Annotated in this window: 25 protein-coding genes; 14 read left to right on the top strand and 11 right to left on the bottom strand. The window is 34.1% G+C overall.

Going from position 1 to position 25528, the window contains the following annotated elements:
* The first annotated feature begins 15 nt into the window (after positions 1–15).
* The 3 genes from BUB80_RS08300 to BUB80_RS08290 are packed head-to-tail and all read left to right on the top strand — an operon-like array spanning position 16 to position 2531.
* On the top strand, positions 16–453 hold the full coding sequence (locus tag BUB80_RS08300; protein ID WP_073292466.1) for a hypothetical protein: 438 nt from the start codon (positions 16–18) through the stop codon (positions 451–453).
* 32 nt (positions 454–485) lie between these two features.
* On the top strand, positions 486–1478 hold the full coding sequence (locus BUB80_RS08295) for an aspartate-semialdehyde dehydrogenase (protein WP_073292465.1): 993 nt from the start codon (positions 486–488) through the stop codon (positions 1476–1478).
* Positions 1479–1532: 54 nt separating this feature from the next.
* Complete coding sequence (locus BUB80_RS08290; RefSeq protein ID WP_073292464.1) at positions 1533–2531, top strand: cation diffusion facilitator family transporter; 999 nt, start codon at positions 1533–1535, stop codon at positions 2529–2531.
* Between the two features lie 143 nt (positions 2532–2674).
* Here BUB80_RS08290 and BUB80_RS08285 read toward each other — a convergent pair whose 3' ends face one another.
* Together BUB80_RS08285 and xrtF are read right to left on the bottom strand one after the other, a co-directional pair.
* On the bottom strand, positions 2675–3112 hold the full coding sequence (locus BUB80_RS08285) for an exosortase F system-associated membrane protein (RefSeq protein WP_073292463.1): 438 nt from the start codon (positions 3110–3112) through the stop codon (positions 2675–2677).
* Entirely contained in the window at positions 3099–3629 is a 531-nt protein-coding gene (xrtF, locus tag BUB80_RS08280) for an exosortase family protein XrtF (protein ID WP_073292462.1), read from the bottom strand. Before xrtF ends, BUB80_RS08285 begins: the two co-directional genes overlap by 14 nt.
* A gap of 50 nt (positions 3630–3679) precedes the next feature.
* Here xrtF and BUB80_RS08275 point away from each other — a divergent pair, with 50 nt between their 5' ends.
* From BUB80_RS08275 to BUB80_RS08255, 5 genes are all read left to right on the top strand, one after another.
* A complete protein-coding gene (locus tag BUB80_RS08275; protein WP_073292461.1) occupies positions 3680–4699 on the top strand; it encodes an aminoglycoside phosphotransferase family protein in 1020 nt (339 codons plus the stop codon).
* A gap of 183 nt (positions 4700–4882) precedes the next feature.
* A complete protein-coding gene (locus BUB80_RS08270; RefSeq protein ID WP_073292460.1) occupies positions 4883–5299 on the top strand; it encodes a RapZ C-terminal domain-containing protein in 417 nt (138 codons plus the stop codon).
* Between the two features lie 96 nt (positions 5300–5395).
* Positions 5396–6109: a nucleotidyltransferase family protein gene (locus BUB80_RS08265; protein ID WP_073292459.1), complete on the top strand. Its 714-nt coding sequence runs from the start codon at positions 5396–5398 to the stop codon at positions 6107–6109.
* A gap of 8 nt (positions 6110–6117) precedes the next feature.
* The gene (locus BUB80_RS08260; RefSeq protein WP_139262618.1) at positions 6118–6870 is read left to right on the top strand and encodes an LOG family protein; all 753 of its coding nucleotides are present in this window, start codon (positions 6118–6120) and stop codon (positions 6868–6870) included.
* 58 nt (positions 6871–6928) lie between these two features.
* A complete protein-coding gene (locus BUB80_RS08255; RefSeq protein WP_228433733.1) occupies positions 6929–7399 on the top strand; it encodes a DUF6702 family protein in 471 nt (156 codons plus the stop codon).
* Positions 7400–7676: 277 nt separating this feature from the next.
* Here BUB80_RS08255 and BUB80_RS08250 read toward each other — a convergent pair whose 3' ends face one another.
* Together BUB80_RS08250 and BUB80_RS08245 are read right to left on the bottom strand one after the other, a co-directional pair.
* The gene (locus BUB80_RS08250; RefSeq protein WP_073292456.1) at positions 7677–9068 is read right to left on the bottom strand and encodes a M949_1556 family lipoprotein; all 1392 of its coding nucleotides are present in this window, start codon (positions 9066–9068) and stop codon (positions 7677–7679) included.
* 35 nt (positions 9069–9103) lie between these two features.
* Positions 9104–11971 (bottom strand): carboxypeptidase-like regulatory domain-containing protein, encoded by a 2868-nt coding sequence (locus BUB80_RS08245; RefSeq protein WP_073292455.1) that lies wholly within the window; start codon positions 11969–11971, stop codon positions 9104–9106.
* Between the two features lie 238 nt (positions 11972–12209).
* Between BUB80_RS08245 and BUB80_RS08240 the strand changes: the two genes are divergently transcribed.
* On the top strand, positions 12210–13400 hold the full coding sequence (locus BUB80_RS08240; RefSeq protein WP_073292454.1) for an endonuclease/exonuclease/phosphatase family protein: 1191 nt from the start codon (positions 12210–12212) through the stop codon (positions 13398–13400).
* A 49-nt stretch (positions 13401–13449) separates the two neighbouring features.
* Positions 13450–13869: a DUF6146 family protein gene (locus tag BUB80_RS08235; RefSeq protein ID WP_073292453.1), complete on the top strand. Its 420-nt coding sequence runs from the start codon at positions 13450–13452 to the stop codon at positions 13867–13869.
* A gap of 54 nt (positions 13870–13923) precedes the next feature.
* On the opposite strand, the gene BUB80_RS08230 is transcribed toward BUB80_RS08235, so the two are convergent.
* A complete protein-coding gene (locus tag BUB80_RS08230; RefSeq protein WP_054512214.1) occupies positions 13924–14520 on the bottom strand; it encodes a superoxide dismutase in 597 nt (198 codons plus the stop codon).
* Positions 14521–14721: 201 nt separating this feature from the next.
* A complete protein-coding gene (rho, locus tag BUB80_RS08225; protein ID WP_073292452.1) occupies positions 14722–16632 on the bottom strand; it encodes a transcription termination factor Rho in 1911 nt (636 codons plus the stop codon).
* A 144-nt stretch (positions 16633–16776) separates the two neighbouring features.
* Here rho and BUB80_RS08220 point away from each other — a divergent pair, with 144 nt between their 5' ends.
* From BUB80_RS08220 to BUB80_RS08205, 4 genes are all read left to right on the top strand, one after another.
* A complete protein-coding gene (locus tag BUB80_RS08220; RefSeq protein ID WP_073292451.1) occupies positions 16777–17166 on the top strand; it encodes a DUF4293 family protein in 390 nt (129 codons plus the stop codon).
* Positions 17167–17283: 117 nt separating this feature from the next.
* Complete coding sequence (locus BUB80_RS08215; RefSeq protein ID WP_073292450.1) at positions 17284–18207, top strand: M28 family peptidase; 924 nt, start codon at positions 17284–17286, stop codon at positions 18205–18207.
* A 178-nt stretch (positions 18208–18385) separates the two neighbouring features.
* Complete coding sequence (locus BUB80_RS08210) at positions 18386–20224, top strand: ABC transporter ATP-binding protein (protein ID WP_073292449.1); 1839 nt, start codon at positions 18386–18388, stop codon at positions 20222–20224.
* Between the two features lie 23 nt (positions 20225–20247).
* Positions 20248–20595, top strand: a complete 348-nt coding sequence (locus tag BUB80_RS08205) for a DUF1801 domain-containing protein (RefSeq protein WP_073292448.1) — start codon at positions 20248–20250, stop codon at positions 20593–20595.
* 223 nt (positions 20596–20818) lie between these two features.
* Here the strand turns inward: BUB80_RS08205 and BUB80_RS08200 are convergent, their stop codons facing one another.
* The 5 genes from BUB80_RS08200 to rsfS all read right to left on the bottom strand — a co-directional run bounded on the left by BUB80_RS08200 (position 20819) and on the right by rsfS (position 25487).
* Positions 20819–21472: a phosphatidylserine decarboxylase family protein gene (locus BUB80_RS08200; RefSeq protein ID WP_073292447.1), complete on the bottom strand. Its 654-nt coding sequence runs from the start codon at positions 21470–21472 to the stop codon at positions 20819–20821.
* Between the two features lie 4 nt (positions 21473–21476).
* Positions 21477–22349, bottom strand: a complete 873-nt coding sequence (locus tag BUB80_RS08195; RefSeq protein WP_054512221.1) for a phosphatidate cytidylyltransferase — start codon at positions 22347–22349, stop codon at positions 21477–21479.
* Between the two features lie 23 nt (positions 22350–22372).
* A complete protein-coding gene (locus tag BUB80_RS08190; RefSeq protein ID WP_073292446.1) occupies positions 22373–22954 on the bottom strand; it encodes an LUD domain-containing protein in 582 nt (193 codons plus the stop codon).
* 135 nt (positions 22955–23089) lie between these two features.
* Positions 23090–25102: an ATP-dependent zinc metalloprotease FtsH gene (gene ftsH / locus BUB80_RS08185; RefSeq protein ID WP_073292445.1), complete on the bottom strand. Its 2013-nt coding sequence runs from the start codon at positions 25100–25102 to the stop codon at positions 23090–23092.
* Between the two features lie 16 nt (positions 25103–25118).
* On the bottom strand, positions 25119–25487 hold the full coding sequence (gene rsfS / locus BUB80_RS08180; protein WP_073292444.1) for a ribosome silencing factor: 369 nt from the start codon (positions 25485–25487) through the stop codon (positions 25119–25121).
* Positions 25488–25528: the final 41 nt, after the last annotated feature.

Here is a 25528-nt window from a genome sequence, read left to right as displayed (position 1 = left end):
AGAAAAAATAGGATTATGGATTTTTACAAGATTTTATTGAGTGCCCATAAGGGATTTGGGTATTTAGAGCTTCTATTAGTAACATTATTTATTATCGCTTTACTAGCTACCATGTTTGGTTTCAGTGGGAAAGTAAATAAATTTTTAAAGAAGACTACCCTTTTCACAATGATCTTCTTCCACGTGCAATTTTTAATGGGAATCTTTTTATTATTTGTTTCCCCAGGCTTAAAAGCTGCTATGGCATCTGGAACATTAATGAGTGATGCTTATAGCAGACAAACATTTGTAGAACATCCTTTTTCTATGCTAATTGCAGCCGTTTTGATGACAATCATCAATAAGAAAGTAAAATCTAGCGATAGTATTTCTTTGAAAATTGTAATTATGGGATTAATTGCAGTTGGTTTATTCGCATTCGCGTTTCCATGGACAAGAGTCTTTGGAGCTTAATTATATATTAATTTAAATTTTTTAATCAAACAATGAAAGTAGCTGTAGTAGGTTCAACAGGAATGGTTGGACAAGTGATGCTTAAAGTTCTCGAAGAGAGAAATTTCCCTATAACTGAATTAATTCCGGTAGCTTCGGAAAGATCTATTGGTAAACAGGTGAAGTATAAACAGGTAGATTACACTATCGTAAGCATCGACGACGCTATAGCTGCCAAACCTGATATTGCACTTTTTTCAGCAGGTGGTTCAACATCGCTTGAATATGCTCCGAAATTTGCAGAAGCAGGCATTACAGTGATCGACAATTCTTCTGCTTGGAGAATGGATCCTGATAAAAAATTGGTGGTTCCAGAGATCAATGCTGATGTATTGACAAAGGAAGATAAGATTATCGCAAATCCAAACTGTTCTACGATTCAGTTGGTGATGGTTTTAGGCCCACTAAACAAAATATATGATTTAAAAAGAGTAATTGTTTCTACCTACCAATCTGTAACAGGAACTGGGAAAGCTGCTGTAGATCAATTAAACGGAGAAATAAACGGAGACGACTCTGTTGCAAAAGTATATCCTTATCAGATCTTTAAAAATGCATTACCACATTGTGATGTTTTTTCTGATGATGATTATACAAAAGAAGAGATTAAATTAATGAAAGAACCTAAGAAAATTTTAGGGGATGATACATTTAATTTAACAGCAACAGCAGTAAGAGTTCCGGTTCAGGGAGGACATTCTGAAAGTGTAAACATTGAGTTTGAAAATGAATTTGAACTTGATGAAGTAAGAAAAATCTTAGCTGAAACTCCGGGAGTGATTGTAATGGACAACGTTAAAAACAACGAATATCCAATGCCACTATATTCAGAAGGGAAAGATGAAGTGTTCGTCGGAAGAATCAGGCGAGACCTCTCCCAGCCGAAAACGCTCAACCTCTGGATTGTAGCAGATAATCTGCGAAAAGGCGCTGCAACCAACGCAGTACAGATCGCAGAATACCTTGTAGCAAACAACTTAGTATAAACTAACAAAATAAAAAAGAGTCTCAAAATTGAGATTCTTTTTTTTATCAAACTTATGAACGTTCAGAAGAATATCAATAAAGATAAAATAGGCTTTCAAAAATGGATTGCCACTTTTGGAATTATTCTATTTATAGGAAAAATCGTTGCTTGGAAATTAACTAATTCCGATGCTGTATTTTCTGATGCTATGGAAAGTATAGTGAATGTCATTAGTGCATTTATGGGACTTTACTCTTTACATCTTGCCGCAAAACCAAAGGACGAAGACCACCCGTACGGTCACGGAAAAGTAGAATTCGTAACATCGGGAATAGAGGGTGCTTTGATCGCTATTGCGGGGATCATGATCATCTATGAAGGCATCAACAGTTTAATCATCGGCAAAGTATTAAATAAACTTGATTGGGGAATCTGGATTATTGCTGCAACCGCGATTGTAAATTATTATTTAGGCTACATTTCCATCAACAAAGGAAAAAGAGAAAACTCTTTAGTGTTGATTTCTTCCGGAAAACACCTTCAGTCTGATACCATTACAACATTGGGTGTGGTGATTAGTTTAGTCGTTGTTTATTTCACCAAAATTTATTGGATAGATTCAGCCGTAGCACTAGTTTTTGGAGCATATATTATTTTTGTGGGATACAAGATTGTCCGTAAATCTTTAAGCGGAATAATGGATGAACAAGACCCAGATTTATTAAATCAGATTGTTCATATTCTTGAAAATAATAGAAAAACAGAATGGATTGATATTCATAATATGAAAATCCAGCAATTTGGAGCTTCCCTGCATATCGATGCTCATATCACTCTTCCTTGGTATTACACCTTGCGTGATGCCCATAAAGAAATGGAAAAAGTGATTATTCTTTTAGCCAAAAACACAAAACGTACCGTAGAATTTAATTTCCATATGGATGACTGCAGAACTGTTTCATGTCCTGTATGCCAGATTGCAGACTGCCCAGTCCGCGAAAAAGAATTTGTAAAACGAGTAGAATGGACAGCTGAGAATGTTACTAGAGAAGTTAAACATACCATCGAATAATTTCAATTTAGATAAAAAATTTCAAGTTTTGGCTAAAGCCAATTGATAATATTACCTTAATTAAACGGGTTAAAACCCGTTCCTATTGATGACAAAATTGTGTTATTGGTGAAGAATATTAGTGGAAATTTGTATTTAGAAATTTATTGAACTTCTTTACCCATTTGCTTTCTATAATAAAACATCGGAACAATCAAAAGTAAAATCAAAGGCTGAATTACAAATCTTCTCATGTAAAAAGAAAATAGGTAGCCAATCTCAAATCTATCATAGATACAATACAGATAAATCGGAAACGTAATCGCGAAAATTATTGTGATTAATAAAGCTCCTTGGATCGTCCATTCTTTATTTTTAAATATAAAATGAATGATTACACAGGAAAAGAATAAGTTTAAAATAAATCTGAAAAGGTACCCTACAATCAGTTTTCCCCATTCAAAAGGAGGAAACGAAATATTTTTATTAGCCTCATGAAAATAATTGAGAAAAGGATCATAGAAGATTTTGTCTTCAAGTGCTCTCACACTTACAAGTCCAACAACGCCTAATATTACAAGAAGCCAACTAAGAATTTTCATTTTTTAAAGCAAAGAATTTAATCCAAACAAGCCAAAGTAAAACCACACTTCCGTAGATTACTGCCGGGAAAATATAATCATGTGACATTTTACCATATTGCTGATGATCTGTCATTACAACATTCAAACCCGCAATTCTCAATACATTCATAATATAAAGAATAATGAGTCCGATGAGAACAAAAATAAATGTTTTTGCTCCTTTATAAAAAGCGAAAACAAAAGATACAAAAAGAATCATCACAGAAATAGCGTTACATCCCTCCACCATCCTTGTTGGATAATAATTCTTCACATTAAACCAAACAGATTCTCCGCGAATATCATCATACAGTTTTGTGGGAAAACTTACTAAATTCTGAATCCACATTACCTGATCCGCAATCATTCTTGAAAAAGGATCAAGCCCTGTTCCTTTAAATTCATTCAGATAAAACTGATACCCAAAAAGCAACACCAAATAAATAATGATGAAGCGTAATAAAATGCTCAAAACTGGTTTAAAATCCTTTAGCATAAAGCAAAGATAAAAAATCAACTGATAATTAGTATATTTGTTTCCATATTATGACTTCCGAAAACGCAAAACGATTTTTTGAAAACTATATTGGTAAAAAATCTTCTGAGTTCATCACATTGGCTCAAAGCGGTTCTGCGAGGGTAAATTTCGTGGCCCAATCCGATAACAAAAAATACATCATTACATACAATGAAAACATTCAGGAGAATGAAAGTTTTTTTTATTTTTCAGATATATTTTCTCAACTCAACCTTAGTACTCCTACTATTTTCTCCATTTCTGATGACCGGAAAATATATATCCAGGAGTTTTTAGGAGGAAATACACTTTCTGAAGTTATTTCAAAAGAAGGCTTATCTGAAAATGTAAGATCATTGGTAAAGCAGACATTAGAAAAACTTTTTCAACTTCAAAGGCAGACCCAAGGGAAAATAGATTACCATCAAACTTTTGAATATGAAAGTTATGATGAGCTTCCCGTCATTCACGATTTATATTATTTTAAAAACTTTGTGGCAGATGTTCTTGAGCTGGAATATCATAAATCTACTCTGCTTAAAGAATTTAAAAAAATTGTGAACCTCATCGAAAACCTTGAACCCAAAGGATTAATGATCCGCGATTTTCAGGCAAGAAACATTATGGTGAATGAAAATAATGATATCTCATTTATCGATTATCAGTCTGCGATGAAGGGACCTTTAATGTATGATGTCATTTCTTTTCTTTTTCAGGCGAAAGCTAATTTTCCTGAAGATTTTAAAAACGAGATGCTGGAATTCTACATTCAACAATTTGAAAATGAAAAAAATCAAGTTCAACTAAGAAAATCGGTTAAACCAATTCAACTGATGAGATTCTTACAGGTTTTGGGAGCATATGGCTTTAGAGGCCTAATTCAAAGGAAACAACATTTCATTGCAAGTATTGAAAAAGGAATAGAAAACATTACAGAATTTGCTCAAACTTGGGAAAACATGAAAGATTATCCTGAGCTTGAAAAAGTGATACAACAATTGAGTTTAGAGAAAATAAGCTTAAAAATTGAAGAAGTTTTAAACCATTAAGATTCTTTTAAGCTTTTAAGAATATGCTCATTTAAATAATTAGTATTAGCAATGTCATCCTGAGCGAAGTCGAAGGATCTCTTTAAAAAACTCAGTTTAGATTCCTCCGGAATGACAAAATAGACCGAAAAATTAATAATAAACATAATGAACTTAACCGTTCAACATTAAATATAAAAGAAAATGCTACACATAGACATCCACAGTTTTTCATACAAAAAAGGAGGAATTCCTAAAGACGAATCAGGAAACGGAGGTGGCTTCGCCTTCGATTGTAGAGGAATTTTAAACCCTGGAAGAATTGAAGAATATAAAATTCAAACAGGAAATGACATTGGCGTTCAGGAATATCTTGAAACAAAAACTGAAATGCCTAAATTTTTAGAGCTTATAAAAAGCATCGTTTCTATCAACATCGATAACTATTTATCAAGAGGTTTTGAAAACCTACAAATTAATTTCGGATGTACAGGCGGACAACACAGATCTGTATACTGTGCGATAAAAATTGCAGAATTTATCAAAGAAAAATATCCTGAAGGAACGAATGTAACGCTGCATCATGATGAACAACACCAACTTAACATGAGTGATAAGTAATTGGTAATGAGTAATATTTTTAACTTCGTTAAATTATATTAATTATTATTTATACACCATTATTACTTATTACCAATTACTCATTACCCATACTATATGAAGGCTTTAATTTTCGCTGCGGGAAAAGGTACCCGTCTGAAACCTTTTACAGATCATCATCCAAAGGCTTTGGCTAAGGTTAATGGTATTCCTCTTTTAGAAAGAAATATAAATTATCTCAAGAGTTTCGGAATCACTGATTTCGTGATCAATGTCCATCATTTTGGAGATCAGATTGTTGAGTTTTTGAAGAAAAATAACAATTTCAATTGCAACATTGAGATTTCTGATGAAGCCAACGAACTTCTGGAAACTGGCGGTGGTTTGATTTTTGCTAGAAGATTCCTTGATCATGGGGAAGATTTTTTAATCATGAATGCGGATATTTTAACAGAGATAAATATTACTGATCTTGTAAAGTATCATAAAAAGATAAAAGATTTCGCTACTTTAGCCGTTTCGGATAGGGAAAGTTCAAGAAAATTACTTTTCAATGATGAATTGGTTTTAAGAGGATGGCTTAATGTACAAACCGGCGAACAAAGACTTGCAGAATTTAACAAAGGATTCAAAGCGTTGGCTTTTAGCGGTGTTCATTGTATCAACCCTATCATTTTTAACAAAATAAAAAGAACAGGCAAATTTTCTATTATGGAAGAATATCTGGACATCATGCAAACGGAGCACATCCATGGTTTTGTGCACGATAGCATTTTGGTAGATGTTGGAAGACCAGAATCTGTAATAGAAGCCGAAAAACATTTTAAATAATTGTCATGATGGAACTTGATGAAACGAGAGATGAAAGTTTGGTAAATCCGGCACTTGATAGTAACGAAACAAAACTACATAACAGTTTAAAGCAAAAAACCTGGGATGAAATCATTACCAAAGATAGTTGGATGGTTTTTAAGGTAATGGCTGAGTTTGTAGATGGTTACGAAAAATTGGCTAAAATAGGACCGTGTGTTTCTATTTTCGGTTCTGCCAGGCTAAAACCAGATACTAAATATTACGATATGGCAGTTGAGATTGCCGAAAAAATAACGAAACTTGGTTTCGGAATCATTACCGGAGGTGGGCCTGGAATTATGGAAGCTGGAAATAAAGGAGCTTTTAACGCTAAAGGAACATCGATAGGATTAAATATTGATTTGCCTTTTGAGCAGCATTTTAATCCTTATATCAACAAATCCTATTCTATGAACTTTGATTACTTCTTCGTAAGAAAAGTAATGTTTGTAAAGTATTCCCAAGGATTTATTGTAATGCCTGGAGGGTTTGGAACATTGGATGAACTTACCGAAGCCATGACTTTAATTCAGACCAATAAAATTGGAAAATTCCCTATTGTTTTGGTAGGATCTGAATTTTGGGGAGGATTGCTAGATTGGTTTAAAGCAACTTTATTAAAAGAAAAAATGATTGCTGAAGACGATTTAGATCTTTATAGAGTGGTAGACACAGCTGACGAGGCAGTTGCACACATTAAAGCGTTTTATGATAAATATTCTGTAAACGTAAATTTTTAATTGGCATATTATTTGTGACTTATAACTAACAACTATGATTGTAAATCTATTAATTAGAATGAAAAAACTTTTATATATATCAGGAATATTAACATTTTTTGTGTTAACGAGTTTCATGAGTGTAGACTTTTTCTCTTCAATGACTAAAGTTGATTATATTGATGGAAGCAAGACGTTGAAGTTTACCACAAAGATGAATACAGCCCATATTTCGGATGCTATAAAAATAAATCCTAACACAGCAGGGTTTGAAGCAGAAGTAAAGAAATATGTAAATAATAACTTCGACGTGTACGTTAATGATTCTCCAAAGACCATTACCTTTACAGGAAGTCAGGTAAGCGGAGAAACAGTTTGGGTATATTTTGAAACCAGCGGCGTTTCGGAAATAAGTACCTTAAAAATTAAAAATACCATACTTCTAAGCGCTTTTCCTAAGCAAATTAATTTAGTTAATATTGCTTACAAAGGAAGCCAGAAAACAATGAATTTCCAACGCGGAAAAGAAGTGAATGAAGTTTCTTTTTAAAAGAAAAAATTTAGTTTAAATAATAAGCCACTGTTTTTTGCAGTGGTTTTTTAATTGCATTAATTTCCCATAACCTTCTTGAATGAAAACACTTCTCACAAGGCATTTAGTATTATTTTGAGTTTACAGGAAATAAAACCCTCCATCTAATCCATGAGTAAAAAGACCTTCAGAATTACAATTTCATTAATTTTGATATAGAAAAAGGGGTAGAAATTGACAAAAATAAGAGGCTGGTCTTTCGAACAGCCTCTTTGATTAATGAATCAAGTTCAATTTATTGAGCCTGAATGTTATCTAATTGAATAGTAGTTGTTGCTCCATTCGAAGCTCCTGAATATTCGAACACAACAAAACCGTTACCAGTAAGTGATGCTGGGATATTATATGTTCCAGCAGGTGCTATCGTTCCATATGCATTTGTAGGTGCTGTTGGAATAGTAAACGCTGAAGTAATATCAGTTAATGTAGCAGCAGTGATATCTCCAAGTGGAGTATAATTTGTAGTCGTATAAACTTTCAGAGCATTCCCATTATAGAATCCAACGTTAACATCAAACTTAAATGTGTTAGCTGCTGTAAAATCAATTGGAACGATGAAATAAGTTAAGTAGCTTCCAGAACCTGAATTTGCTCCTAACTGAATATATTTATTATTACTAAAACTTTTTAACTGCCAATATCTGTTTCCAAGAAGTGGATCATTTACATATTTAGGATAAACTTCCAAGTTTGTAGGCGTAAGCGAATAACTTTCAAAATTTTCTAGGAAATTTCCAGAATACGTGATTGCTGTACCTCCTTTTGGCGGTGTAGCATCTACTCTATTTCCTTTAAAGTTAATATCCTTAGTGTTTCTAATAAACATTTGCCATGTACTATTATAACGACTCACTACAAAAGTAATATCGCCGTTTCCTTTTGGTAATAAAGAGGCTCCTTCTGAAAAGAAACCTGAGTTTCTAACAGTAACCGTATTTCCAGAAGCATCTTCCAAAGTTCTGTCTGTATCTACTCCTGCACCTGCAACATAGTCAATAAAAGTTTTGTTCACAGGGAAAACATCTCCAATTACAAATTGTGAATTAGGTACTTTAACCAATGTATTAATATATTGATCACTTTTAGCAGCTCCAAGGTTAGGCAATTCTAGAGGCTTAATAGCTACTACCTCAAGCCCATTACCATTACAAACTCCAGAAACATATCTCCCAACCAAAGATCCAGGAATTCTACCAATTGAGTAAGTAGGATCTACGGAACCTATTTTCACAGTTCCTCTATCTAAACCTATTCTCAGACCTTTCGCATTTATTCTGATATGCGCTCCTACAGGAAAATCGGCATAGTTACTTGCTCTATCTACCTCAATCTGTAAACCAGCTGTAGGGTTTTCCGACTTATCCTGGAATGAAATTGTTTTGTAGAAATTTCCGTTTTCATCGGAAGAAATTACATACCCATCAAAGATTTGGTCAGTAGTAATTAAAGTATATCCTGTAGCCGGAGCTAATGCTTTAAAAGCAGCTAAAGAAATATTTGGAGCTGGAAATTTATTCTCACACTTAATGGGTGGAGTTTCCCATTCATCTTTTTGTACACAAGAAGTAATAGAAATCGCAGCAAATGTGACCCCCGTTATTAAACTTAAATATTTTTTGATGTTCATTTTAATAATTTTTAAAGTAGTTATTCGTATTTTTCTTAAAATCTAAACTGTAAATTCACAAAATATGATCTTCCCTGAGTATACCAGTATTTAGGAGCAAACAGTGAAGATTCTCTATCAAGATCCTGAGAAAAAGTAGGATATTTGGCATTTCGTGTTTGTTCAAAACCTCCAGTAATATATCTTTTATTATCTAAAATATTATTAACAGATGCAGAAATCAAAACATAATATTTCCCGATCACCCAAGATTTCCCTGCGTTAGCATTGAAGAAAAATGAAGATGGCAATTTATTAGGCTGTAAAACTCTTCTAAGATCAGATTCTGTTAAACCATAATACGGTGTAGAGGTCGTACTATTCTGAACAAATGATTCTGTTCTAATCAATGAAGATGGATCTAGATAATTATCATCAAAATAATTCCAGTTAGCACCTACCCACCAGTATTTAGGGTTGTTATAACGGAAACCTAAAGAGAACGCCTGCTGAGGAGTTCCTCCCTGACGATAGTTTTTAATATAAGATTTGCCTACACTTGTATAAGAAAGACCATTGGCAAAAACCCCCGCTGCATCAGATGCAAAGTAAGTCATTGGGTCATTTTTGTAAGTATACTGTCCGTAACTTGCTAATCCCTGTAAAGATAAAGTAGGAATAACTTTAACATCAAATCCTAATTCTACCCCCATATTTCTTTTCTTAACATCAGTCATTACCTGAGTTACAAAAGCACTCTGTACATTGGTTTGGTTACCATCAGCATCTATACTTTCCAACGGAATACCATCGGCAAAGAATCTTTGCACTGTCGTTTCGTTGCTTGTATCTACTAAGTAACCTGTTAATCTCATTTTCAAGAAAGGTGTAGAGATCACATAACTAAGGTCGTTAGCATTCACAACCATATTCTTAATATTAGGAGCAGTAGATCCGTTTACCCTAGGGTTAATGAATAAATCCTCCAAGAAAGGTGCTTGAGAATAATATGCCCCGTTGTATACAATGAAGTTTCTACCATTCACTTTATATACAGCTTGTCCTTTCATTCCAAAATTCCAGAAGTTGTAATCAGCTCCTTTTCCTTGAGAATCTTTGTATAAATAATGATTGAATAATCCCTCTCTGCTTGAAGTAGAATATCCCGCCGTAGCAGAAATAAATACATCAAACTTTCCTGTAGAAAATTTCAATCCCGGATTTACTTTTACTTCTTGTCTTCTGAAAATGTAGTCGTAAGTCATTTTATCACCTACTTTTTTCGTTACATTTTGCTCTCCTTCATTATATAAACCAGATTTTCCCGGTTGGTTTGTTGCTGCAAATGGATCTTTGTTCAATACAAAATCAGCACCTAAAAGATCATTTACTTCTCTGTATTGTTCAGAACGATAATTTTGATAAGATACATTCAATAAGAATTTAGTCGTATCATTAAAATTGTGAATAAAATGCGTTGCAGCATTCCATATTTTATCGTCACTTACATCATTTACAAGATAATATAAAGCTCTTTTTCCTGTTTGACCATAATAATTGCCAACCGGCTGCTGCATATTTCTTCTGTAAAGTCTGTCCCAGTTTAATTGTGTAACATTAGGATCTCCCGACTGCCATCCTGCCAATGAAGTTTGATAAGCATCCTGAGATGTAGTTGTAACACCATTTGGACCTAAAACAGAAGCATTAGGATCTAAAGAATCATAATAACTTGGTAGGTTTCTGTAATAAGTTGGTGATGGATTTTGTACATTCTGCCAGTCTAAACGAGAACCTTTGTCCTTTCCAAACTGATAAGAAACAGATGTCCAAAGACTTGATTTTTTATTGATTTTCCAGAAATCCTGAAGTTGGAATAAAGGCTGAAAACCTTTTCTTACCCTTTCACTTCTTTGTTTACCATCCTGATATCCCCAATAAGAATTATAATGTACACCTCTGTAATCATAAACTTCCTGAGTACTCGGACTCGCCGTAGATCTTCTGTAAGGCGCACCAATAGCATTAAACGTTATGGTATGTTTATCACTAAATTTTTTCTCTATGCCAACATAAGCACCGTAAGCATCATAAAAGGTTCCTTCCTGAATTCCTTCTTCCGCCCATCTTCTAGCTCCCATTACCGTAAATGCCCATCCTTTTTTACTCATTCCTGAGGTATATCTTAGAGATGTTCTGTTTCTGTAATTTCTGTTCGTTAAAGATTGAGTGAACTGGAATCCTTTTCTATACTCACTAGCCTTTGTATTTTTATAAATAACTGAGCTGTTTCCACCAAATGCATATTCTGATGGTGAATGATTTGCAGAAATCTCAGGGTATCTTGTGATCTCATTAAGACCACCCCAGTTTCCAAAATCGACATTACCGTTATCAGATTTAACCATAGAAACACCATTCAACATAGTTTCTCCTGATCTTCCGTCAATTCCTCTCGGACGGAACCAGTAAAACCCTAAATCAAATGCTGCAATTCTGCTGAATACATCCTGAGAAGACTGCAGCAAGCCTACTGTTGAAGATTGGCTACCGCCACCTTCATCATCGCTACCGCTATCTATGATAGCTAACCCTTGATCTGCATTCGTAAGAGCAGAATACAGAGTAATAGACCCTAGATCTTTTCTTTTCTCGTCACTGACTACATCAAACTCCATTACTTTTGTTTCGTAATTCGGTTTTGCAATCACAATTTGGTAATGCCCCGGCTGCAAATCAACAAACTGGAAATATCCAATTTTATCGGCCGTTACATCATTTTCATTCCCTTTTAAATTTACTCCGGCCTTTTCAATGGCCTTTCCATCAGCATCCTTAAGATACGCAAATACTGTAGTTTGCGCAAAATAAAACGAAGCAGGAAGTAAAGTAAATAAAGAGACTAATGATAGTTTTTTAATCATGAGTATATTATTTTTTTAAACACTTTTCACCTTAATTATCAATAAGTTAAAACTTGGGGGCACAAATTTAATCAAATTTTATAATTTAAAACTTTTTTAACATTATTTTTTCTTAACATTGCAAGCTTTTAAGCAAAAAGCAATTAGCTCTTCATTAAATTATTATAAATTTACAATTATTTAAAACTGAAAGAGTTAAAAAAAAGTAAATTTGTCGATTAATTAATTTTAATATTCAATGAGAAAATTTTTAAGTTTTTTTGCCGTTATTTGTTCGGTAATGACTTTCGCACAACAGCAAGGTAAATTAAGAAAAGTTGCCGCGGTAGGCTTTTTAAATGTAGAAAACCTTTGGGACACTATACGTTCCGCAGACTATATAGATGGCACAAAAGATATAAAAAATCCGGCCTTTCACAGAAGCATTCCTTTAGATTCTATTAAATTTTTAGAAGCTGAAAAATATGACGGACAATGGAGTGACGGAGCTCTGAAAGGGAAAAAAGTCGTAAGATACCAAAGTGGTTCTGAAGAATTTACTCCAAAAAGCGCTAAAAACTATAATACTAAAATTTACAATGCTAAATTGGCTAATGAAGCTAAGGTAATTTCAGAATTAGGTTCACAATATACCAAAACAGCTCCTGCAGTTGTAGGTCTAATTGAGGTTGAAAACAGACAGGTAATTGAAGACCTAATTAAGCAACCTGCTTTAGCCAAGTTCGATTACGGAATTATTCATTATAACTCATATGACTACAGAGGAATTGATGTAGCCCTGATCTATCAAAAAAGAAGATTTACCATAACCAATTCTCTTAAAAAAGAGTTGAAAGTTTATGGAGATAATGGAAAGAGAGAATACACTAGAGATATCTTAGTCGTTACCGGTTTCCTTGATAATGAAAAAGTAGCATTCTTTATGAATCACTGGCCTTCCAGAAGAGGTGGTGAAGCCATTTCTTTACCAAAAAGAAACGCGGCTGCTGCTTTATTAAAACAACAAATGGACAGCATCAGAACAGCAGATCCTAGTACTAAATTGTTTGCGATGGGTGATTTTAATGACGATCCTGTAAGTTCAAGTTTAAAAAATCATTTAAAAGCTCAGGCTAATCCAAAAGATTTAACTGAAGAAAATCCTTATCTTAATTTAATGTATCCTTTATATAAAAAAGGAATTGCTTCTTTAGCATATCAGGATGCACCTAACTTGTTTGATCAAATCATTGTTTCTAAGAACTTAATTTCGGATCAGGTAACTAAAGAATATTCGGTTTTCAAAGCTGAAATCTTTGCTCCGGCTTATTTAGTCAACAAAGAAGGAAATTACAAAGGTTATCCTTTCAGATCCTGGAATGGGGATCAATTTACAGGAGGCTATAGTGACCACTTTCCGGCATTTGTCATTCTTCAAAAAGAACCATAGCATATAAAGCACTCGATTCGGGTGCTTTTTTTTGTGTAACTTTATGAATATGAAAAATTTAATTCTACTATTATTTATCATATATATTCCTTTTAGTTGTTCAGCACAAACTAACCCTAAAAGTGATACAAAGAAATCAGAAATGAAACCTGAAAAGAATGATGATGGCGAATGGGATCTTACAGTAATAGATACCCAATTTGATTATTTCCTAAGTGCTATCGCAAAACCCATGAGCCAATACTCAGAATCTTATTTAAAAACTAAAAATACATTTCTGGTCAGCGAATGGAATTCCTACTATACCTCTGGCAAATATCGAAATGTAATTGAATCTTCTATTGATTATGATTCGAAAGAAAATTACGGCTTAAAATTCGAATATAAGCTGTATCAAGTTTTTGCTTATGTAAACTGGAAATATGGATTACGAATGAACGGACTTTACGGAAGTGATGCTATTAGGTAAAATAAAAAAAGGTTCAGAAAATTCTGAACCTTTTTTATTTATATCGCTAAAAAATTATTTGTTGAATAATTCCTCAACTTTGTCCCAGTTTACAACAGAGAAAAATGCTGAAACATAGTCAGGTCTTCTGTTTTGGTAGTTTAAATAATAAGCATGCTCCCAAACATCTAAACCTAAAACAGGAGTTCCTTTAACGTCTGCAACAGGCATTAATGGATTATCTTGGTTTGGAGTTGAAGAAACAGAAACAGAACCGTCAGCGTTTTTCACTAACCAAGCCCATCCAGAACCGAATCTTGTTTTAGCAGCATCAGAAAAATCATTTTTGAATTTTTCAAGACCACCATAAGTTTCGATAGCAGCTTTTACATTTCCTACAGGCTCATTGCTTCCTCCAGGTGTTAAAACTTCCCAGAATAAAGAGTGGTTGAAGTGACCTCCACCATTATTTCTTACTGCAGGCTTATCAGTTCCAGTCTGGCAGATCTCTTCGATCGTTTTTCCAGCTAGTTCAGTACCTTCAATTGCTTTATTTAAATTGTCGATATATGCTTGGTGATGTTTTGTATGGTGAATTTCCATAGTTTTTGCATCAATAGTAGGCTCTAATGCATCGTAAGCATATCCTAATTTTGGTAATTCAAATGACATAATTTTATTTTTAATGTTATAATTCAAAGTTAGCCAATAAATGATCGATTATCAAAAATTGGAGATTATTTTAATAAATCTTTAACATTGATATCGTAGATTCTATCATACTTTTAATTAAAAAAATTAAGTTTAGAAAAAATCAAAACAAAAAGCACAGATATAAAACCCGTGCTTCTTATTTAACAATATTAAATTAAATTATTTATTCATAGACATCAAGAACTCTTCATTGTTTAAAGTTCCTCTGATGTTTTTATTTACAAATTCCATTGCTTCTACAGGATTCATTTCAGAAAGGTATTTTCTAAAGATCCACATTCTCTGAGAAGTCACTTCATCAAGCAATAGATCATCTCTTCTTGTACTAGAAGAAATCAAGTCAATAGCAGGATAAATTCTTCTGTTAGCAATTTTTCTGTCTAATTGAAGTTCCATGTTTCCGGTACCTTTGAATTCTTCAAAAATAACTTCATCCATTTTAGAACCTGTGTCGATAAGAGCTGTTGCAATAATGGTTAAAGATCCACCTCCTTCAATTTTTCTTGCCGCTCCGAAGAATCTTTTCGGCTTGTGAAGAGCATTTGCGTCTACCCCTCCCGAAAGGACTTTACCAGATGCAGGCGTTACGGTATTGTAAGCTCTTGCTAATCTTGTAATTGAGTCTAATAGAATCACAACATCATGTCCGCATTCAACCATTCTCTGAGCTTTCGCTAAAACAAGGTTGGCAACTTTTACGTGCTTATCTGCAGCTTCATCAAATGTAGAGGCAATAACTTCCGCATTTACACTTCTTTCCATATCGGTAACTTCTTCAGGACGTTCGTCAATCAAAAGAACCATCATATATACTTCAGGATGATTAGAAGCGATAGAATTAGCAATATCTTTCAACAACATCGTTTTACCGGTTTTCGGCTGTGCAACGATCATTGCTCTTTGCCCTTTTCCAATTGGTGCAAATAAATCAACAATTCTTGTAGAAAGCGTTGAGTTATCTCCTGCCAGGTTAAATTTCTCTTCAGGGAAAAGTGGTGTTAAATATTCAAAAGCAACACGATCTTTAATGAATGCAAGATCACGTCCGTTAACTTCAGTTGGTTTTAATAAAGAAAAGTATTTTTCTCCTTCTTTTGGAAGTCTTACAATACCTCTTACTGTATCACCCGTTTTCAACCCGAAATTTCTGATCTGTGCAGTAGACACATATACATCATCCGGAGAAGAAATATAGCTAAAATCTGAAGAACGTAAAAATCCGTAGTTATCCGGTAGTATTTCTAAAACCCCCTCAATACTTACCATTCCATCAAAGTTGAACTCCTTTCTATGGTGTTCTTGATGATCATCATGTCTGTCAGAATTCCTATTTTGATTTTGATTAGGGTTCTGATTCTGATTCGAATGTTGGTTTTGATTCTGGTTTTGCCCTTGGTTAGGATTTTGAGCTTGGCCCTGATTAGGGTTTTGATTAGAGCTCTGACCTTGGTTTGGGTTTTGATTTTTATGTTGGTTTCCACTGTTTTGTGGATGGTTTTGTCCTTTTTGAGGTCTAGCCTGTTGTTGTTGTCGAGGGTTGTTAGGCTTTTCTACTGCTGGAGCAGATTCTTGAGGTTGTGTGTTTTTAGGAGCTTCTGTTTGTTCCTGAACAGGATTATCTACATTACTTGTATTTGTAGGAAGCCTTTTTCTTTTTTTTCTTGCCGCTTCTGCCTTTGCTGCTGCATCCTCTGCAGTTTCAGCTTTAGGAGCTTGTGGCTTTACTTCTTCGGAAACAATTTCTTTTTCAACAGCTTTCTCGTCTTCTTCTTTTGGTTTTGTTTCTACCGGAGCTTTTGCCTCAGGCTTTGGTTTTGGCGTCCTTTTCGGAGCAGCCTTTTTTACAGGAGCTTTCGCTTCTTTCTCTGGTGGATTTTCTTCAGTATTCATACTGCTTTCTGTGGCGTTGAAATAATCTTTTGCAACTTTAGGGTTAGAAGCCTGAAAATCAAGAACTGCAAAGATTTTATCATTCTCATTGCTGTTTCTTGCAACTTTAACGCCCAAATCCTTTAAGATTTTAGTCAGTTCCGTTACGGATTTTGACCTTAACGTTTCTATGTTAAACATATTTAATGTAAAAATGTAATTAATTGTGAGTAAGAAAAGTAAGTCCGGTGACTATTGTTTTCAAGTACATTGTATAATGCAAATCTACACTTATTTTTGAATTGTGCAAAATTTATACTACTTTTGCCTAGAATTAAATATTCAATGCTACAAAGAATACAGACTATATGGGTTTTTCTGGCAGTTTTAGCTGCTGTGTTCCTGTTCATTACAGGACAAGATGTTGCCGTTTTCGGTAGTATTTCTGTGATCAATATTGGTAGTATAATACTTGTTTTGGTTGGGTTACTAAGCGTATTCAGCTTTAAAAACAGGAAGAGACAAATTTTGCTGAATAACATCAGCATCATTATAAACGTTTTGTTGATTGGTGTATTGGCGTACTGGTTACTAAGCTTACCCGGAGGAATTCAATTTCCTGAGAAGGGTATTGAGCCGATTTTTCCATTGATCGCGATTATCTGTCTGCTTATTGCAAACATATACATCCGCAAAGATGAGAGGCTCGTGAAATCTGTAGACAGACTTCGATAACCTAAACAACGATTTTTTGAGTAAGAACAGCTTCTTTTAGGAGCTGTTTTTTTCTTTTCTATGTATTCGTACAACATTTTCCTTTAAATTGCGACATATTATTAAAAAAGTCTACTCATGAAAAAAATCACCATCCTTACTCTATCACTTTTCTCAGTATTCACTTTCGCACAGGAAGTTTCTAAGGAAAGAATAAATACAATTCTATCAACATTGGCATCAGATGAAATGAAAGGCCGCGAAATAGGAACGCCTGAAAATGAAAATGCAGCCAACTATATTGCAAAGCTTTTTAAAGAAAACAATTTAGAATACTGTACGGGAAATTCTTATCTGGTTCCATTTGATTATAAAGGAAAGACTGTTTATAATGTTTGTGGTGTTAAAAAAGGAAAAACAGATAAATACTTAGGATTCTCAGGACATTTCGATCACATCGGAATAGACAATAATAAAAGTGGAGATAATATCTATAATGGAGCTGACGATGATGCAAGTGGAATTACAACTTTAGTAGGAATTTCAGATTATTTTAAAAGTAAGAAACCTGAATTTTCAATGGTTTTCATGGCATTTAATGGTGAAGAAAAAGGAATGTTGGGGTCTACAGCGATTGCTGATGATAAAAATTTAGATAAAATTTACAATAATTTATACGCTCTTTTCAATTTTGAAATGGTAGCTACAGAATCTCAATTCGGGGAAAATGCAGTTTTCATGACTGGTGATGAATTTTCTGATCTTGATGAACTTTTTAATAAAAATGCAGTAAACGGATTAAAAATCAACGCTGATCCTTATGCTTCAGAACAATTATTTTACAGATCAGATAATGTGAACTTCGTTAAGAAGAAAATTATCGCTCATTCAATTTCAACAGCAGACATGAGCAAAATCAAGCACTATCACCAAGTGACTGATGACGTTAGCATTGTTGATTTTGATAATATGACCCAAATCATCAATAATTTTGGAAAGACATTGGATAAATTAAGTCCTAAAAACTTTGCCCCAAAGTATAATGACAAGGTTAAGTTTTAATCAAAATAAAAAGAGTGCTACCCCTTAAAAGTAGCACTCTTTTTTTTAAATATAGTTCTTATCTAAATCACACTGTAACAAAAAAGATTCTACGAGGACATATTAATTAAAGTAAAATAGGATTTAGAACGTCTTATCATTATATTTTAATTAATTTTGCTATCCAATTTTTCATTGAATGAACGAATATAAAAAAATACTAAAATTTGCCAGGCCGCATCAAAAATACATCTACGGAAGTTTATTCTTCAACATCTTATATTCCGTATTTCAAATAGCATCCTTAGGGACTATTTTACCGGTTTTAGGAATGCTTTTTGGCACTATAAAACCTGAGAAATACGAAACAGTTCCTACTTATTCGGGAGATATTTTAGATTTTTTCACCTATCTAAAAGAGTATTCTAATTATTATGTACAAAGTTTAGTCACAGATTATGGCTCATTGAAAGTGCTTGCATGGTTGTGTATTATTACAGCCTTTACATTTTTATTGAGAAATGTATTTCGATATTTAGGATCATATTTATTAATTAATTATCGCGTAGGGGTTACCAAAGATCTTCGTGGTGCCATGTATCGCAAAATACTTTCTTTACCTGTTTCATTTTTCACAGATAGCCGAAAAGGAGATATGATGTCTCGTATGTCCAATGATGTTGGTGATGTTGAAGGTAACATTTTGGGAAGTTTAGTAGAGCTTATTAACGCTCCATTTATGTTAATCAGTACCTTAGTGACTTTATTCTTCTTAAGTACTGAAATGACCCTGTTTTCTTTATTGGTTTTGCCTGTAATGGGAACCATGATTGCGTTAATCGGGAAAAGTCTTAAAAAAGATTCACACGAAGCTCAAAATGAAATGGGAACTATATTTTCCATTGTTGATGAAACACTGAAGTCATCAAAAGTGATCAAGATTTTTAATGCTGAAAAAATAATGGATAACCGTTTTATGCAATCTATGCAAAGATGGATATCCAGCTCAATAAGATTAGGAAGAAAAAAAGAATTGGCATCGCCAATGAGTGAGTTTTTAGGATCAATTACTTTTTTAATAATTGCGTGGTACGGCGGGAAACAAATTATTGTAGAGCAAAGTATTTCACCCGCTGACTTTCTCGTATTTTTAGGTATTTTCTTCCAAATTTTACCTCCTATGAAAAGTTTGTCTGCTTCCATTTCTAATGTACAGAAAGGAGAAGCATCTTTGCAGAGAGTATTGGAAATTCTGGATGCTGATGTAAAGATTGAAGAAGTGGCAGACCCTGTTTCCATCACTACACTTCAAAATAATATCGAATTTAAAGACATTGGATTCTATTACGATAAAGATAATTTAATTCTTAAAAATTTCAATTTAACCATTCCAAAAGGAAAAACGGTTGCTTTGGTTGGACAAAGTGGAAGCGGAAAAACAACCATCGCCAATCTTTTAGCAAGATTCTATGATGTGTCTGAAGGTGAAATTTTAATTGATGGTGTTAGCATCAAACATTTAAAGTTAGATGAATACAGAAAATTGCTGGGAATGGTAACTCAAGAATCTGTATTATTCAACGATTCGGTTTATAATAACATTTTAATGGGTAAACCTGATGCTACTAAAGAAGAAGTAATTGAAGCCGCTAAAGTTGCCAATGCAGATATTTTCATTACGCAGTTACCCAACGGGTATGATACCAATATCGGAGATGATGGAGGTAAACTTTCCGGAGGCCAAAAACAAAGAGTTTCTATCGCAAGAGCGGTTCTTAAAAATCCACCAATTATGATTCTTGATGAAGCTACTTCAGCTTTGGATACTGAATCTGAAAAATTTGTTCAGGATGCTCTTGAAAAAATGATGGCCAACAGAACCTCATTAATTATTGCCCACAGGCTATCAACCATTCAAAAAGCGGATTGGATTGTAGTGATGGAAAAAGGCGACATCGTAGAACAAGGAAGCCACCAGGAGCTTATAGCGCACAGAGGTGTATATCACAAGCTTGTTGAGCTTCAAAATTTTGATTAAATCTTTTTAAATTAGTTTTTAAAATGAACCCCATACAAGAGTACTTCTACAGAATTAAAGAACCTGAAAGAAGTGCTCTTCTTTTTTTAAGGAAAAAGATATTAGAATCTGACACCGAAAACATTACCGAAACATTGAGCTTCGGACTTCCTTTTTTTAAGTTTAAAAAGAAAATGCTGTGCTATCTATATTACAGCAAAAAGCATAAGAAACATTATGTAAGCTTTTATCATGGAGATAGACTTGAGCATCCAGAATTGCTCCAGGAAGGCAGAAAGAAGTTTAAAATACTTTTAATTGATATGGAAGAAGATTTACCTGTGGAGTTGATTTTGAAGTTGATTGAGGAAGTGAAACAGCATATAAAATAGGTTGCCGTAATTATTGCAATATTATTAGGTTTTGGCTAAAGCCAATTGATTTTTGGTTTAATTGTTAAACAGGCTAAAGCCGGTTTCTATTGATGAAAATATTGCGTTTAAAATGTATTTCAATATTCCTGCTCATTCGTGAAAAACATTCGTGTCACTTGTGTTTAAACAAAAAAAAGACCGCTTCTTTCGAAACAGTCTTTAGTATATTTTTGATTAGGTCTTAATCTTTCATTCTTGCAATAACATCCAATCCACCTTTTGTGATGTCACCAATCTTGCAGATAATTTCTGTGTCTAACGGCAAGAAAACATCCATTCTTGAACCGAACTTAATGAATCCGAACTCATGTCCCGCTTTCGACTGATCTCCTTCATTACAATAGAAAACAATCCTTCTCGCTACATATCCTGCGATTTGTCTGAAAACCACTTTATGATTCGTCATACTTTCAACAGCAACCGTTGTTCTTTCGTTTTCTGTAGAAGATTTCTCGTGCCAAGCAACAAGATATTTTCCCGGATGATATTTTTTGTAGATCACTTTTCCTGAAACCGGATATCTACAGATATGCACGTTTAAAGGTGACATAAAAATAGAAACCTGAATAGCTTTTTCTTTCAAAAACTCAGTTTCTTCCACTTCCTTGATCATTACTACTTTCCCATCAACAGGAGCAATAACGTTTTCACGATGTTCTAAAATATCACGTACCGGAACTCTGAAGAACCAAAATACCAAACTGTAAACAACCAATAATGGCATAATGATCAGTAACGACCACATTTCAAGAAAATAAATAGCCAACACACTAATGATAATAAATAGTATTGTTGCTACAGTGATCGTCCCTTTTGACTCCTTATGTAATTTCATGAGATTAAATAAATTTTTCTAAAATAAAGTACAAATATACGACAGGCGCGCAAATTAAAAAACTATCCAGCCTATCTAATACACCACCATGCCCCGGAAGGATGTTTCCGCTGTCTTTTACACCGAAATTTCTTTTAAGTTGGCTTTCTACCAAATCTCCTAATGGTGCAAATGCTGCCACCAAGAATCCAACAACCATCCAGTTTCCTCTAAGTTCCGGTTGATAATGTTCTATAAAGTAGGACAACACTAAAGTTAATACTACTCCACCAAAATATCCTTCCCAAGTCTTTTTAGGAGAAATTTTGGGAGCCATTTTATGCTTCCCGAAGAATTTCCCTGTTAGGTATGCAAACGTATCGCTGCTCCATATAAGAACAAACAAGAAAAGGACTTCTAAAGAAAATGTATTTTCGTAAGTAGAAAACTTTGGTAAACCTAATGCAAAACTAAACGGAAGAGCTACGTAAATAACCGTAAAAATAAGTTTCCCGCTATCGAAGTACAATTCGTTCGCATATTTAAATAACGTGATAACAGCTATTAAAATCAAGGCAAGCGCCAATATTTCGCTTAGTCTAAAATTAAAATAAAAGTCATGGTAGAAATATCTTTTGGAAAACATATAAAAGATAACCATGATAACAGGAAATACCACCCATTTCTCATATCCATTTCCAAATTTCATGATTTTAACACATTCCCATGATCCTACAATCAATAGAAAAGTGATCAAACCATAATATAAATATTGTTGTTTAACAAGGTCCGGAGAAATACTGTTGATGAGTTGTGCTCCTAACGGAGTCGTACAAAGAATAATAACTGCAACATAAACAATTCCCGAGAGCGTTCTTTGAATAAGATTTTTGTCCAAGATGTAAATTTTAGAAGTTGATGCTAATCTTCAAGCAACAATAAAAATAGTTTTGTATTGGCGTGTGAAGAAGTATCTAATTTTGACTGATTTCCGCTGATGGAAGTAAGGTTTTTAATATTTCCGTTTCTTTTAATTTTCCCCATCGCATCATTCAGGTTATTCACAATCTGTGAAACATTCGCCATAATAATAATTTTATTAGGCAGCCTTGAAGAGTGATAATGCAGGATGTTATTATGAGAAAGCATGATTCTTCCATCGTAAGCAATAAGATACTCACAAGTGATGAAAGCAGCATCATTGGAATGTTCAAAATCTGAAGTATAAGGAGTTTTTACCACATTCAGAAAACTCTGAAGCTCCTTATCCCAACAAAAGATATTATTCATCCCTTCTATTTTCACAATTTGCTGTAAAGTCTGTAGAGCCTCCGCTTCATCTGCACAATAATTAAAAAACCCTCCCGAATGCGTAAATAATTGCGCAAACTTATAGTCGAGATCCGCATTTTTAAGCGAGTCCCCTAGTTTTTCCAAACTCTGTTTGTCTTCTTCCTCAGGTTGGTTGGTCAGTTTGCTTACAATTCTCTTGAATAAACTCAACTTAATTTATTTTTAGTCAACTTTATACAAAAATAGAAAATAAATTACAATAGATTCTAAAAATGTACTCTTAAATATGAAAAAACCTGACAATTTTGCGTCGTCAGGTTCTTTCCACTTTATTTTTGAAGTATTTTAAAGTTGTGTCGGGCTTTCTGGAGCCTGAATTTCACTCTCTTCTTCTTTGTCTTTAATAACGATTTCCTCATTCGGTTCTTTAGCCGCAATCGTGCTCGTAACAGGTCTTTCTGTTAACTCAGGATCCCATGCTCTTTTTCCGAATATATCCTCAAGGTCTTCACGGAATATTACTTCTTTTTCTAAAAGTTTATTCGCTAAGGCATCAAGCTTATCTTTATTCTCAGTAAGAATCTGAACTGCTCTTTCATATTGATTTTCAATAATGGATTTTATCTCAACATCAATTTTGTTAGCCGTTTCTTCAGAATATGGTTTTCCAAAATTGTATTCAGATTGCCCTGAACTGTCATAGTAAGAAATATTACCAATATTTGGGCTTAATCCATATACAGTCACCATTGCCTGAGCTCTTTTCGTTACACTTTCCAAATCAGATAATGCACCTGTTGAAATATTGTTAAAAATAACCTGCTCTGCTGCTCTACCTCCTAACGTTGCGCATAATTCGTCCAACATCTGTTCCGTAGTTGTCAACTGTCTTTCTTCAGGAAGATACCAAGCTGCTCCTAAAGAACGTCCTCTTGGCACAATCGTTACTTTCAACAACGGAGCTGCGTGTTCTACCAACCAAGAGATGGTAGCGTGACCCGCTTCGTGATAAGCAACTCTTCTTTTTTCTGAAGGTTTGATTGCCATATTTTTCTTCTCAAGACCACCAATGATTCTGTCTACAGCATCAAGGAAATCTTGTTTAGTAACTGAAGTATGGCTATTTCTAGCTGCAATTAATGCCGCTTCATTACAAACGTTAGCAATATCTGCTCCACTGAATCCTGGAGTTTGTTTTGCTAAGAAATCTCTGTCAACGGTATCATCAAGCTTAATTTTAAGCAAGTGAACATCAAAAATCTCTCTTCTTTCATGTAATTCAGGAAGATCTACATAGATAGAACGGTCAAAACGTCCTGCTCTCATCAAGGCTTTATCTAAGATATCAGCTCTGTTGGTTGCAGCCATAACGATTACGTTAACGTCTGTTCCAAATCCGTCCATTTCTGTAAGAAGTTGGTTCAATGTATTTTCTCTTTCGTCGTTTCCGCCTGAGAAATTGTTTTTACCTCTTGCACGTCCGATAGCATCAATCTCATCAATAAAGATGATTGCCGGAGATTTTGCTTTTGCCTGAGCAAATAAATCTCTAACTCTTGAAGCACCTACTCCTACAAACATTTCTACAAAATCAGAACCTGAAAGTGAGAAGAACGGCACTTTAGCTTCACCTGCAACAGCTTTAGCCAATAATGTTTTACCCGTTCCCGGAGGGCCTACTAATAGAACTCCTTTAGGAATCTTACCTCCCAGTTTTGTATATTTTTCAGAATTTTTCAAGAAATCTACCACTTCCTGTACTTCTTCTTTTGCACCTTCCAATCCTGCAACATCTTTAAATGTTACCTGAATTCTTTCTTTTTCGTCGAAAAGTTTTGCTTTAGACTTACCGATAGAGAAAATTTGTCCACCAGGGCCTCCGCCACCTCCCATCTTTCTGAAAAGAAGGAAATAGAACAATCCTAAAATAGCAATCCAAATTAATGCTGAGAACAAAATATCCATGAAAGGATTTTTGCCTGCACCATAATCTTTAGTAGTTGCAATAGCAGGGTTAGTTGCTTTTATCTGTTCAAACTTTTGAAGGAATAGCTGAAGATCTCCGTATTTTACAGAATAATCTGCTTTTGGTGCCATCTCGAATGCAGATAACGGATTGTTTTCTTTAGCATCTTTACTTACTGTCGCCGTTCTAGCAGCTTTCGTTAAGAAAACATCAGCCTTTTCGGTGTCTTTGTATATAATAATATTTTGAACTTTTCCCGCCTGCAATTCTTTGAAGAAACCATCTTCGTCAATAGATTTTGCACTGTCGCCTCCTAAAAAATTGGAGCCAAAAAATAACAAAAGAGCTATGATCGCAATCGGAAAAAACCAGTTAAATCCTTTATTGTTCATTTATACTTTTTAAAATTTAATATTCATATTCTACTTTTGTAATAGTTGCATCTCCCCAAAGTTCCTCGATGTCATAATACTCACGGGTTTCTTTTTGGAAAATGTGAACTACCACGGTAACATAATCTACCAAAACCCACATAGAGTTTTCGGTACCTTCTACATGCCAAGGTCTATCCTGAAGATCATTTCTTACTTTTTTCTCTACACTCCCTGCTAATGCAGACACTTGTGTATTTGAGTTTCCGCTACAAATTATAAAAGTTTCCGCTACAGAATTTTCAATTTTCGAAAGATCGAAAATCATAATATCTTCACCCTTTACATCTTGGATGGCCTCAACAATTTTATCTATTAGCGCCTGCTTTTCTGCTGTTTTATTCATTAAAATATCTATAATCTGCAAATTTATTGTTTTTCTTTTAC

Source organism: Chryseobacterium polytrichastri, assembly GCF_900142445.1.
GTDB lineage: Bacteria > Bacteroidota > Bacteroidia > Flavobacteriales > Weeksellaceae > Chryseobacterium > Chryseobacterium polytrichastri.
The sequence above is the reverse complement of the archived record's forward strand: the minus strand, read 5'-3'. Positions and strand labels throughout refer to the sequence as shown.